Annotated in this window: 9 protein-coding genes; 2 read left to right on the top strand and 7 right to left on the bottom strand. The window is 69.4% G+C overall.

The genetic code is table 11. The annotated features are described in order from the left end of the window. Positions 1-15: 15 nt before the first annotated feature. Together gyrB and CRYAR_RS00040 are read right to left on the bottom strand one after the other, a co-directional pair. Entirely contained in the window at positions 16-1,971 is a 1,956-nt protein-coding gene (gene gyrB, locus CRYAR_RS00050) for a DNA topoisomerase (ATP-hydrolyzing) subunit B (protein ID WP_035847342.1), read from the bottom strand. Between the two features lie 796 nt (positions 1,972-2,767). Continuing rightward, entirely contained in the window at positions 2,768-3,034 is a 267-nt protein-coding gene (locus tag CRYAR_RS00040; protein ID WP_035847335.1) for a hypothetical protein, read from the bottom strand. 245 nt (positions 3,035-3,279) lie between these two features. Between CRYAR_RS00040 and CRYAR_RS00035 the strand changes: the two genes are divergently transcribed. Beyond that, entirely contained in the window at positions 3,280-4,224 is a 945-nt protein-coding gene (locus CRYAR_RS00035) for an NAD(P)/FAD-dependent oxidoreductase (RefSeq protein ID WP_035847331.1), read from the top strand. Positions 4,225-4,336: 112 nt separating this feature from the next. Next, a complete protein-coding gene (locus tag CRYAR_RS00030) occupies positions 4,337-5,542 on the top strand; it encodes a citrate synthase (RefSeq protein ID WP_051569511.1) in 1,206 nt (401 codons plus the stop codon). Between the two features lie 25 nt (positions 5,543-5,567). Here the strand turns inward: CRYAR_RS00030 and CRYAR_RS00025 are convergent, their stop codons facing one another. From CRYAR_RS00025 to dnaA, 5 genes are all read right to left on the bottom strand, one after another. Then, the gene (locus CRYAR_RS00025) at positions 5,568-6,164 is read right to left on the bottom strand and encodes a DciA family protein (RefSeq protein ID WP_035847328.1); all 597 of its coding nucleotides are present in this window, start codon (positions 6,162-6,164) and stop codon (positions 5,568-5,570) included. Then, positions 6,157-7,371, bottom strand: coding sequence for a DNA replication/repair protein RecF (recF, locus tag CRYAR_RS00020; protein WP_051569510.1), 1,215 nt, complete (start codon positions 7,369-7,371; stop codon positions 6,157-6,159). Before recF ends, CRYAR_RS00025 begins: the two co-directional genes overlap by 8 nt. A 6-nt stretch (positions 7,372-7,377) precedes the next feature. Then, positions 7,378-8,310, bottom strand: coding sequence for a phosphogluconate dehydrogenase (NAD(+)-dependent, decarboxylating) (gnd, locus tag CRYAR_RS00015; RefSeq protein ID WP_035847326.1), 933 nt, complete (start codon positions 8,308-8,310; stop codon positions 7,378-7,380). A 234-nt stretch (positions 8,311-8,544) separates the two neighbouring features. Next, positions 8,545-9,684 carry a DNA polymerase III subunit beta gene (gene dnaN / locus CRYAR_RS00010; RefSeq protein WP_035847323.1) on the bottom strand — a complete coding sequence of 380 codons (1,140 nt, stop codon included), beginning with the start codon at positions 9,682-9,684 and terminating at the stop codon, positions 8,545-8,547. Between the two features lie 679 nt (positions 9,685-10,363). Then, positions 10,364-12,457: a chromosomal replication initiator protein DnaA gene (dnaA, locus tag CRYAR_RS00005; protein WP_084699801.1), complete on the bottom strand. Its 2,094-nt coding sequence runs from the start codon at positions 12,455-12,457 to the stop codon at positions 10,364-10,366. Positions 12,458-12,798: the final 341 nt, after the last annotated feature.

Here is a 12,798-nt window from a genome sequence, read left to right as displayed (position 1 = left end):
TGTGAACTGTGTGGACTAGATGTCCAGGAAACGGACGTCCTTGGCGTTCTGCTGGATGAACGACCGGCGGGCCTCGACGTCCTCACCCATCAGGACGCTGAACAGGTTGTCGGCCGTTGCGGCGTCGTCGAGGGTCACCTGGAGCAGCGTCCGCGTGGCCGGGTTCATCGTCGTTTCCCACAGCTCCGGGTAGTTCATCTCGCCCAGACCCTTGAACCGCTGGATGTCGTCCGGCTTGGCCTTCGGGTTCTTCTCCTGGCGGAGCTTGATCAGCCCGTCACGCTCGCGGTCGGAGAACGCGTACTGAGCGTCGTCGCCCTTCTTGTTCCACTTCACCTTGTAGAGCGGCGGCTGGGCCAGGTAGACGTGACCGAGCTCCACCAGCGGCTTCATGAAGCGGAACAGCAGCGTGAGCAGCAGCGTCCGGATGTGCTGGCCGTCGACGTCGGCGTCGGCCATCAGCACGATCTTGTGGTAGCGGAGCTTCTCGATGTCGAACTCGTCGTGGATGCCGGTGCCCAGCGCGGTGATCAGCGACTGGACCTCGTTGTTCTTCAGCACCCGGTCGATCCGGGCCTTCTCCACGTTCAGGATCTTGCCGCGGATGGGCAGGATCGCCTGGAACTTGGGGTCGCGCCCCTGCTTGGCCGAGCCGCCGGCCGAGTCGCCCTCGACGATGTAGAGCTCGCACTCACGCGGGTCGGACGACTGGCAGTCCGACAGCTTGCCCGGCATCGCGTTCGAGTCGAGCGCGCTCTTGCGGCGGGCGAGCTTGCGGGCCTGCTGCGCGGCGATGCGGGCCCGGGACGCCGCGGAGGCCTTCTGGATGATCGAGCGCGCCTCGCTGGGGTTGCGCTCGAACCAGTCGTTCAGCCACTCGTTGCAGATCTTCTGGACGAACGACTTCACCTCGGTGTTGCCGAGCTTCGTCTTCGTCTGGCCCTCGAACTGGGGGTCGGCGATCTTGACGCTGATGATCGCGGCCAGGCCCTCGCGGATGTCGTCACCGGTGAGGTTGTCGTCGCTCCCGCGCAGGAGCTTCTTCTCCTTGGCGTACCGGTTGACGATGCTCGTCAGCGACGTGCGGAACCCCTCGTCGTGGGTGCCGCCCTCGTGCGTGTTGATCGTGTTCGCGAACGAGTGGATCGACTCCCGGTAGCTCTCGTTCCACTGCATCGCGACCTCGACGGCGAGGCCCTGGCTCTCCCCGGCGAACTCGATGACGCTCTTGTGGATCGGAGTGTTCTTCTCGTTCAGGAACCGGACGTAGTCCGCGATACCGCCCTTGTACTGGTACGTGTACTCGCGGGGCTTGTCGCCGCGGTCGCCGTCGGGGTCACGCTCGTCGCGCAGGATCAGCGTCAGCCCTCGGTTGAGGAACGCCATCTCCTGCATGCGGCGGCGGATCGTCTCGAGGTTGTAGACCGTGGTCTCGAAGATCGCCGGATCGGCCCAGAACGTGATCGCGGTTCCGTGCTCGCTGGTGGAGCCGCGCTTCTCGAGCTTGGCAGCCGGCTGTGTGTTCTCGTACGGCTGGTACCAGACGAAGCCCTCGGTCTTGATCTCGACCTCGAGCTTGTGCGACAGCGCGTTGACGACCGAGACACCGACGCCATGCAGACCGCCGGAGACCGCGTAGGACTTGCCGTCGAACTTGCCGCCCGCGTGCAGGACGGTGAGGACGACCTCGACGGCCGGGCGCTTCTCGACCGGGTGCATGCCCACCGGGATGCCACGGCCGTTGTCGACGACCCGCACGCCCCCGTCGTCGAGCAGCGTGACCTCGACCGTGTCGCAGTAACCGGCAAGCGCCTCGTCGACCGCGTTGTCCACGACCTCCCACACCATGTGGTGGAGGCCGCGCTCACCGGTGGAACCGATGTACATACCGGGGCGCTTGCGGACCGCTTCGAGGCCTTCGAGAACAGTGATGGAGCTGGCGTCGTAGCCGGACTTCTTCTTTTCTGACACGGACTGGCCTCGGCTGCTCTCTCCACCGGCGGTCCGGCGGCGTCGGGCGAGCGCGGCGCGGCGGAGCCTGACACGCGCGGGTACCGCTCCAGTCTAGCCGCCCCCTCCGACAGGAAGTCGCAGCGGCGCGTCCTGTGGGCGAGCTGACGCTTCCGAGCCCCCATCCACGTGGGTACCTACTGGGGCTGCCTACGGGCTTCGTACGACCGATTTCCCGGCGAGCGTCGAGCCGTCGTGGTCGTCGGGTAGCGACCGTACCGCGAGGGTGCGACGGAATCCGCGCCGTTCGGCATCGCCGCTGTCCCTTCGCGGTCGCCGCGCTCGGGCGACGAAGGCACGTCCGCCGAGGTGGGAGGCGGTCCACCGGCCGGATTCCCTGGCGGCCGATCGGGCGGAACGCCGCCGGCCGACGACATTCCACCGGACGCGAGTCGGGCCGCGAACACCCGGAGGAGGTCCGCGGTCTGGCTCAGCGGGGCCACGGTTCGGCCCGCGCGGTCGGCGGCCTGGCTGAGCCGGGCGGCGAGGTGCGGCGGCGCGGTGATCGCCGGGCCGTCCTCCGGCGGATCGAACCGGGCGGTGTGCACCGTACTGGCCGCCTCGCGCAACTTCCGCGATGCGTCCAGAACCGGTTGCCGGTGCTGCTGGGCCTGGTCGGAGAGGAAACGGAGCCGACCGGCTATCCGTTCCAACTCAGATGCCATCGGGCCGCCTCCAGGAACCATCGGTGCCGGTTCGAGCGCTCTCCGTGGTCATTCTCGCACCGGACGCACGTGAATCTTCGCGAGCGTCGCACTCACTCAGGTACCTGCGCGACGAATTCGCGACCGGCCTCGACCGCATTGCGCATCAACAGGATCGAACGGTCCAGCTCCTCGAGGTTCATCTGGAGCAGATCGAGGATGCGCCGGTCGCTCCCGGTCGCCGAGCCGGCGATTTCCGCGCTGACCTCGGCAACGGCGTCGCGGATCTGCTGTCTCAGGTTGTCGAGGCTCGCTGCTTGGCGGTCGACCTCACCCAGCCGAGCGAGAAGCCGCCGCTTTTCGGCTGCCGCAGTCGCCATGGCGGATCACTGTAGCGGCCCGGCGGCGAGCTCAGTTGGTCGGTGAAGCAGTCGGTAATGGTGTGCCGATTGAGGTGCGTGATGCAGTAACGATCCGTGTCGATCAACATCGATTGCAGTCGATCCACATATCCACAGGCGGGCTGTGGATAACTTTTAGGTTGATCAACATTGAATGACATTGATGTTTGTTGATGCGGTAGGTGCCGAGATGCGGCCGACCGCCGAACTGTGACGATGGGGGCATGGCGTCTGACGTGCAGATCATCGGAGCCGGCATCGCAGGGCTGGCCTGCGCGCGAGCGATCGCGGGAGCCGGACATCGGGTAGTCGTCCGCGAGGCCGCGGACACCGTCGGCGGGCGGATGGCCACCCGCGTACTCGACGGTCGGCCGGTCGACCTCGGAGCGTCGTACCTGACGTGCCGCGACGACGCGTTCCGCACGGTCGTCGACGACTGGGTGCGCCGCGGCCTGGCTCACCCGTGGGCCCGCGCGTTCACCGTGCACAACACGCTCGGCTCCGAGCGCACCGAGGACGGGCCGGTCCGTTACGGCAGCTCCGGCGGTCTGCGATCGCTCGTCGAGGACCTGGCGACCGGCCTGCTCGTCTCGCTCGACGACCGGGTCACGAGCGTCGGACCGGGCCCCCGCGTCAACGGCTGGCCGGTCGACGCCGTCGTGCTCGCGCTGCCGGACCAACAGGCCCGGCGGCTGCTCGACCCCGAGTGCGTGGAGGAACTCGCCGCCACGGACTCCCCCTGGTCACCAGGGCTCGCAGTGGCGGCGGGCTGGGCCGAGCGGCGCTGGGACGTCGACGGGGTCTTCGTGCACGACGACCCAACGGTCGAATGGATCGCGGACGACGGCCGGCGGCGTGCCGATTCGGCTCCGGTCCTGGTCGCCCACACCACAGCCGATTTCGCGTCCGAGCATCTCGACGACCCGGATCAGGCCATCGGCCCGGTCGTGGACACGGTGCGCTCGATCCTCGACATCACCGACGAGCCGCGCTGGACGTTCGTGCAGCCCTGGTCGGACGCGCGTCCGCTCCGGCCGCGGGCGACGCCGTACCACTTCGGTGAGGCACGCATCGGCCTCTGCGGCGACGCCTGGGGCTCGCCGCGGGTCGAAACGGCGTGGATGTCGGGCCATCGGCTCGGTTTGGAGATCGCCCGCACGCTGGGGTGATCGATATTGATCCACATATCCACAAGACACCTGTGGATACCGCCAGCCCGCTGGGACAGCACATCGATACATTGATCAATGTGCACTGGCCGGTTGAGCGGGGAGGTGGAGGATGACCGAAGAGGTCACCCTGCTGTCCACCGTCGAAGCCGCCCGTCGGCTCGGCGTCAAGCCGGCCACGCTATACGCGTATGTGAGCCGCGGGCTGCTGTCCCGGGTGCGAGGGGCCGACGGCCGGACCAGTTACTTCGATCCGGCCGAGCTCGACCAGATGGCCCACCAGCCCCGCACTCCGGCGGCCGGCAACGGCGGCGGTCCGCTCGTCCGGTCGTCGGTGAGCGAGGTCCGGGAACAGCGGCTCTGGTACCGCGGGCGGGATGCCTGCGAGATGGCCCGCACCGAGCCGTTCGAGGCGGTCGCCGGGTGGCTCTGGTCGGAGGACCGGAGCCGGCCCTTGTCGTTCACGAGCCCGGTGGAGTTCGTCGACGCCGCCCGCTCCGCGTCGCGCGGCCTGCCACCCACCGTGCGGCTGCTCGATCGGATCCGGGCCATCGTGGCGGCGATCGGTGCGGTCGATCCGCTGCGGGCCGACCTCCGCCCGGAGGCCGTGACGATCACCGCGGCCACCTTGATCGGCGCGCTCGTCGACGGGCTACCCCGGCAGGGCGGGTCGGACGGGAACGGCTCGGTCGCGCAGCGCCTCTGGGGCGCGCTGAGCTCACTCCCTCCGGAGCCGGGCGCGGTGGCGCCGTTGAACACCGCGCTCGGCCTGCTCGCCGACCACGCGATCACCGCGTCGACGCTGGCGGCCCGGGTAGCGGCCTCGGCCAGGGCCCACCCGTACGCCGCCGTCGGCGCCGCGCTCTACACGCTGGACGGGCCGGTGGAGAGCGGCTCGGCCGCGCTGGTGCACCGCACGCTGGCCGAGGCGGAGCGGGACGGCAGCGTGGCGGTCGTCGCGCGGCTGCTCGACCAGAACAACCAGCTGCCCGGCTTCGGTCACCCGCTCTACCCCGACGGTGATCCCCGGGGCCGCACGCTGATCGACGTACTGGCCGCCGAGCCACCCCACCGCGGGCGCTGGGAGGCCGTCGAGCAGTTCCTGGCCACCGGTGGGCGCGGGCGTCCGCTGGCCCCCACGATCGATTTCGGCGTGGCCGCGCTGACGTTCACCGCGGGCATGCCGGCCGACGCCGGGCTGGCGATCCTGGCGGTGGCGCGGTGCGCCGGCTGGGTGGCGCACACGCTCGAGGAGTACGGCGAAGAGGTCGACCGGTTCCACGTCGACGCTCCGCCCCGCCGGGGGCGTCAGCCGTAGGGGCTCCGTGACCCGCGAACGTGGATCAGCCGTAGGTGTCGCGTGGTCCCCGGCCGCGGATCGAGAGCGGCCCGCGTTTCCAGCTCGGCGCCGCCGGACCGTGCACCCGGATCTTGCGGACGACGTTCGGCCCGACTTCGGCCGAGAGCAGACCGAGCAGCTTGCCGGAGAGCAGCCGGAGCTGGGTGGCCCAGGCCGTCGACTCCGCCTGCAGGGTCAACTCACCGTCGCGCAGACCGACCGGTTTCGATTTCGCGGCGATCTCGGGGCCGACGAGGCTCTCCCAGTCGCCGATGACCCTGGCCTCGGCGGTGGGGCGGTCCCAGCCGCGCTCGGCCACCATCCGGCGGACCAGCCGGCCCAGCGGCTGGGGATCACGCGGATCGGGCCCGGCACTGCTCCAGCGCCGACGTTTCGGGCTCTGTCCGTCACCGGGTTGCCGCTTGGGCGCCTCGGGACGAGTGGTGTAGGTGCGACCGGCGGCCCGTGCGGCGTCCAGGGCGGCCCGGGCTAGCTGTGGACCGCTCGGCCCCGTACCGGCGTACGGAGGCGGCTGCGTACCGGGAGCCGGCTCCGTACCGGGGGGCGGCTCGGCGGGGCTCTTCGCTGGTTCCTCAGACACGAGTGACCTCCCCGGCCGCGACCTCGAAGCGTGCGCCCTGCAGCGCCGGCGGAACGTCCTCGGCGACGGCCGCGGTCACCAGCACCTGTGAAGCATCCCCCACGAGAGCGGCCAGGCGCTCACGACGCTGGGAATCCAGTTCGGCGAACACGTCGTCGAGGATCAGCACGGGCTCGCCGCCGTCGGCGCTGAGCAGTTCGTAGCTGCCGAGCCGCAGGGCGAGCGCGTAAGACCAGCCTTCGCCGTGGCTGGCGTAGCCCTTCGCCGGCAACTCCCCCAACCAGAGCACGACGTCGTCGCGGTGCGGGCCGACGAGCGTGATGCCCCGTTCGATCTCCTGGCTCCGCGCCTCGGCGAGCGCCGACAGGATGTGTTGCGTGAGCGTCGGCACGTCGACGTTGAACTCCGGACGCTCGGCCACGGGCTCCGGGGTGTCGGAGACCGCGTCGCCATGGGTGGAGGAGCGATACGCCAGCCGCGTGCGTCCCTTGCCCGCGCTCACCGCGTCGTAGGCCTTCGCGACGTACGGCTCGAGCGCGCCGAGCACCTCCAACCGGCCGGCCAGCAACTCGGCGCCGTGCGTGGCCAGGTGGCCGTCCCACACCTCCAGGGTGCGGAGGTCTCCCCCGGATGTTCCACGTGAAGCACGACGCGCCGACGCCGCCGTCCGCAGGAGCGCATTGCGTTGCTTGAGCACCCGGTCGTAGTCGGCGCGCACCGCGGCGAAGCGCGGCGACCGGGCGACGAGGAGGTCGTCGACGAACCGACGCCGTTCGGACGGGTCCCCACGGACCAGCGCCAGGTCTTCCGGAGCGAACAGCACCGTGCGCAGGGCACCGAGAACGTCACGCGGCCGACTCACCGGCGACCGGTTGAGCCGGGCCCGGTTGGCCTTGCCCGGCACGATCTCCAGCTCGACGACCAGCTCACGGGCGTCGCGGACGACCGCGGCCCGGATCACCGCGCGCGTGGCCCCGGCGCGCACCAGCGGCGCATCGGTCGCCACCCGGTGACTGCCCAGGGTGGAGACGTAGCCGATCGCCTCGACGAGGTTGGTCTTGCCTTGGCCGTTGGGGCCGACGAACACGTTCGGGCCGGGATCCAGGTCGACGGCGACCGCGGTGTAGCTGCGGTAGTCGACGAGTGACAGGTGGCGGACGTACGTGCCACCCTGCCGGTTGGGGGTCCCGGCCCGATCCGTGCTCATCTCACCTCAGGAGTCGATGGTGTCGCCCGGCCCGCCGAGGTCCGCGGCGGTCGCGGCCTGACCGGCCTTCGTGGTGGCGTGGCCACCGAACTGGTTGCGCAGCGCGGCCACGGCCTTCATCGCCGGCGAGTCGTCCTGCCGGGAGCTGAACCGGGCGAACAGCGAGGCGGCGAGCACCGGCACCGGGACGGCGTGGTTGATCGCCTCCTCGATGGTCCACCGGCCCTCGCCGGAGTCGTTGACGTAGCCCTTGATGTCGTCGAGGTTGGGGTCTTCCTGGAGCGCGTTGACCAGTAGGTCGAGCAGCCAGGACCGGACGACGGTGCCCTCCTGCCAGCTCTTCAGCACACCCGGCACGTCTTCGACGACGGCGGCCGCGGTCAGCAGCTCGTACCCCTCGGCGTAGGCCTGCATCATGCCGTACTCGATGCCGTTGTGAACCATCTTGGCGAAGTGGCCGGCTCCGACCGGGCCGGCGTGCACGTAGCCGTAGTCACCCTCCGGCTTGAGCGCTTCGAAGAACGGCTGGACCTTCGCGACGTTCTCCGGGGAGCCGCCGACCATGAGCGCGTAGCCGTTCTTGAGACCCCAGATACCGCCGGAGACGCCGGCGTCGACGTAGCCGATGCCCTTCTCGGCGAGGTGGTCGGCGTTGATCTTGTCGTCGGTGAAGCGGGAGTTGCCGCCGTCGACGACGACGTCGCCGTCGGAGAGCAGCTCGCCGAGCTCCTTGACGGTGTCGCGGGTCGGGTCACCCGCGGGGACCATCACCCAGACGACGCGCGGCGAGCTCGTGAACGCGTCCACGAGCTCGGTGAGGCTGCCGACGTCGGCGATCTCGTGGTTGCGGTCGTACCCGATGACGGTGTGGCCGGCGCGGCGCAGGCGCTCGCGCATGTTGCCGCCCATCTTGCCGAGCCCGATGAGGCCGATCTCCATCCTGCTGCTCCCCTGCTCCTCGCGTAGCGGTACCGGCCCGGTCTTCCCCACGAAACGACCCGGCGCGGCCGAATTGAGTGCCGCATGGCGTCCAGCCTGACGGTCGTGCCCCGGCACGACCATCTCCACACACCAGACGCTTCATGATCGATTCTTCCCCGTGCCCGGCGCGCGGATGTCAACCGGTCCCCGGCTATCTGGCGACGGGCCGGGGAACCGCCCGCGAAAGCTCGGCTACTGCGATACGCGGACCGGCATCAGCAGGTACCGGTAAGCACTCTCGTTGACGGGCTTGGACTCGGCGTCGGCCTCCTCACCGGTGAGCACGGCCGGCTTGAGCGGCGTCGTGCAGGACAGCACGGCGACCTCGGTGCCGAGCGCGTTCAGGCCGTCGAGCAGGAACTGCGGGTTGAACGCGATCTCGATGTCGTCCCCGTCGAAGACCGCGTCGGTGGACTCGGACGCGCGGGCGTCGTCGGTGCCGCCGGCCTCGACCGTCAGCATGCCGCTCGTGAAAGCCAGGCGCACCGGGGTGTTGCGCTCGGCGACGAGCGAGACGCGCTTGACGACCTCGACCATCGTCGCGGTGGGCACCTTGGCCTGGATGGCGTGGCTGTCGGGGAAGAGCGAGCGGACCGGTGGGAACTGCCCGTCGAGCAGACGGGTGGTGGTGCGCCGCCCGGCGCCGGAGAACCCGATCAGACCCTCACCGGTGGCGCCCTGGCTCAGCGCCAGCGTCACTTCGGTGCCCGACGACATCGCGCGAGCCGTGTCGGACAGCGTGCGGGCCGGGACGAGCGCGTGCTGGCTCACGTCGGGCGCGCCGGGCCGCCAGGTGAGCTCACGCACGGCCAGGCGGTAGCGGTCGGTGGCCAACAGCGTCAGGCGGTCGCCTTCGAGCTCGAGGCGCACACCGGTCAGCACCGGGAGCGTGTCGTCCTTGCCCGCGGCGACGACGACCTGGGCCACCGCGCCGGCGAACTCGTTCGCGTCGACGGCGCCGGCGACGGTCGGCATCTCGGGGAGCGTCGGGTAATCCTCGACCGGCATCGTCGGGAGCGTGAAGCGAGCGGTGCCGCAGACGATCTCAGCGCGAGCCTCGTCCGCGTCGAGCTCGACCGGGTGGTTCGGCAAGGCCCGGGTGATCTCGGCCAGCAGGCGCCCGGAGACCAGGACGCGGCCCGGGGTGTCGGTCTGCACGTCGACACCCATCTGGCTGGAGACCTCGTAGTCGAAGCCCGAAACAGTGAGACGGTCGTTGTCGGTGTCCAGCAGGACTCCTGCCAGCACCGGCACCGGCGGCCGTGCCGGCAGGCTCTTCGCCGTCCACGCGACAGCGTCGGCAAGCGCCTCGCGCTCGACCCGGAACTTCATTCCTTGCCTCCATCACTGCGGGCCTTTGTGCCTCCGACGTCGATGGTGGCAGCACCGTCGATGTGATGCCGTCCGTCGCCGTGCTGGGGAGCCGACCGTACCCCGTGGGGGCGACGAAACGGTGCGCCGGGCGTTGTGAACCGCCTCTTCTTCGATGCGTTCGTTCGAAGCTCCGCCAACTCGGCTCAGAAGCGTTTTCCCCACAGTCCCCAGCACCGAAGAGCACTTGAGATCTCTCTAGATAACTGTCTAGTCGTAGTAGTAGGGGTTGTGGGAACCGTGGAAAACTCACGTTTGCGCAGCGTGCGCCGCAAAGGAACGTGTGGAAGACCGGTGGGAACTTTGGGGATGAAGCGAGGACAGTTGTGGAGGAGAAAAAGTTGTCCCCCGTTACCCACAGCGGACCCACACCTATCCGCACAGGTTTCCCACAATCCAAAGCCCTTTCCACAGAGTTATCCCCAGGCTGTGCATGAGTGCTGGTGAAACGGTGGACAGTCCTGGGGGCAGTGCGGTGGATGGGTGATGGGATGAGCGTGCCAGCCAGCGAGATCACTCGTACCCACCTGTTGATGACTGTGTCCACACCATGTGGACCAAGGGGTGCATAGAACGTGTGGACAACGAAACGACGAAGCCCGCCCCGGCGTCGGCCGGAGCGGGCTTTTCTGGTCGGGAACTACTGCTGCTGAGCGCGCTGCTTGATGCGGTTGGTGAGCTCCGCGATCTGGTTGTAGAGCGAGCGGCGCTCGGCCATCATCTGGCGGATCTTGCGGTCGGCGTGCATGACCGTCGTGTGGTCGCGGCCGCCGAAAGCCTGACCGATGCGGGGCAGTGAGAGGTCGGTGAGCTCGCGACAGAGGTACATCGCGACCTGGCGGGCGTTCACCAGCACCCGGGACCGCGACGAGCCGCACAGGTCGTCCATCGAGACGCTGAAGTACTCGGCGGTGGCCGCCATGATCGTCGCCGCCGTGATCTCCGGGCCGCCGCCCTCCGGGATCAGATCCTTCAGGACGATCTCGGCCAGCCCGAGGTCGACCGGCTGCCGGTTGAGGCTGGCGAACGCGGTGACGCGGATCAGAGCGCCCTCGAGCTCACGGATGTTCGACTGGATCTTGCTGGCGATGAACTCCAGCACCTCGGGCGGAGCGGCGAGACGCTCCATCGCCGCCTTCTTCCGGAGGATCGCGATCCGGGTTTCGAGGTCAGGCGGCTGGATGTCGGTGAGCAGACCCCAGGTGAACCGGGTCCGCAGCCGCTCCTCGAGCGTCGACAGCTCCTTGGGCGAGCGGTCGGAGCTGATGACGATCTGCTTGTTGGCGTTGTGGAGCGTGTTGAAGGTGTGGAAGAACTCCTCCTGCGTCCGCTCCCGGCTCTCCAAGAACTGGATGTCGTCGACGAGCAGGATGTCGACGTCGCGGTAACGGCGCTGGAACGCCTGGGTCTTGTCGTCGCGCAGCGAGTTGATGAAGTCGTTGGTGAATTCCTCGGTGGAGACGTACCGCACCGCGCGGGCGTTGCCGAGCGACTGCGCGTAGTGCCCGATCGCGTGCAGCAGGTGGGTCTTGCCCAGCCCTGAGCCGCCGTAGACGAACAGCGGGTTGTACGCCTTGGCCGGCGCCTCGGCGACCGCGACCGCCGCGGCGTGCGCGAAGCGGTTCGACGAGCCGATGACGAACGTGTCGAACGTGTACTTCGGGTTCAGCCGGGCGGGCTCGGTGGGCCGTGGGGTCTCCCCGCGCCGGATGCCGCGGTTGGTCGACGACTCGCCGCCGTTCGGTGCGTCCGTGCCGAACGGCGGAGTGTGGTGCCGGCCGCGGTTGTCGAAGTTCTGCGGATAGTTGCCACCGTCATAGGGCTCGAAGCCGCCCGGGCGTGCTCCGCCGTAGGGACCGGGCGCGCGGTACGACGGCTGCTCCGGGAACGACGGCGGCGCGTAGCCGGGGATACCGGCGGTGCCCACGACGCTCGCGCTCCCGGTGGTTCCGGTGCCGACCGGCGGTGCCGACGGGTGGGGAACCTCGACCTCCGACGAGCCGGCGGCGTGCCGGCCGCGGCCCCGCTCCGACGGCGCCAGCGGATCGGCGGAGTCGGCCGCGCCCGGGATCGACGCGTCGGGCGGCGCGATCTCTTCGGCGTGGCCGAGTTCCTCGTTGCGGACGTGTGGGTCGTTGCGCCCGTGTTGATCGGGCAGGTACGGATCCGGCCGGCGGGCGTCGGGCCGGTCGTGGTCGTCGGGGCGCGGCCGGTAGCGCTCGGTCGCGCTGCCGTACGTGGTGGGCGCCGGCGAGACCGGCACCGAGGGCGGGGCGCTCTCGCCGTACGGGCGGAACGACTCCGGGCGGTAGCTACCGCCGGACTGCGTCGGGAACTCGAGCTCTCCGCGCGCGCCGCCGTACTCCACACCCCGGTCGGGCTCGTACCGACCGGGCGGGTAGCTGTCGGGGCGGTAGTTGTCGACCGGCGGGAGGTCGAGAACGTGGAGTTCCATCGTCTGGGACTCGACCGGCACCCGCACTGTCACGGCCACGTTCACCGTTCGCCCGAGCTGCCGCGAGATGGCGTCGGTGATCACACCGCGTAGCCGACTCTCGAAGGCATCCTTCGCGAACTGGTTCGGTGCGGCCAGCAACGCGGTGTCTTCGACCAGCGCCAACGGCCGCGTGAGCCGCAGCCAGGCCCGCTGCTGGGGACTCAGGTCCTGGTCGGCCAGGCTTTCCGTGGCCGCAGTCCAGATGCCTTCGAGATCAACGCTCTCGTCGGTCACCATTCCCCCTGGTAGATAGCGTCGCTCTCGGGCGGCCGATGCACTGTCCACACCGGTTTCCACACCCTGTGTATAGTGCTCGGGCCTTGATCTGAACCGGACATTTCGTGCCCTGACTCCGACGGCGTGTCGGGCGGGCGCCCGCCAACGGACCTACCAGGCCGAACGCCCCCGGCTGGTCTGACGGGAAATCCGACGAGAACAACCAGGACCGGCAAACGGGCAGGCTAACAGCGTCCTTGAGCGCCCAACAAGGCGTTGTCCACAGGCTGAGGGAGCGGGTCGCGCCCTGCGGGGCCGTGGCCTGCAGGCATGCTTGATGTGCCAGGTTGATATCGAGATTT

Source organism: Cryptosporangium arvum DSM 44712 (assembly GCF_000585375.1).
Classification (GTDB): Bacteria; Actinomycetota; Actinomycetes; order Mycobacteriales; family Cryptosporangiaceae; genus Cryptosporangium; species Cryptosporangium arvum.
Note: the sequence above shows the minus strand (reverse complement) of the source record. Positions and strands in the feature narration are given on the sequence as shown.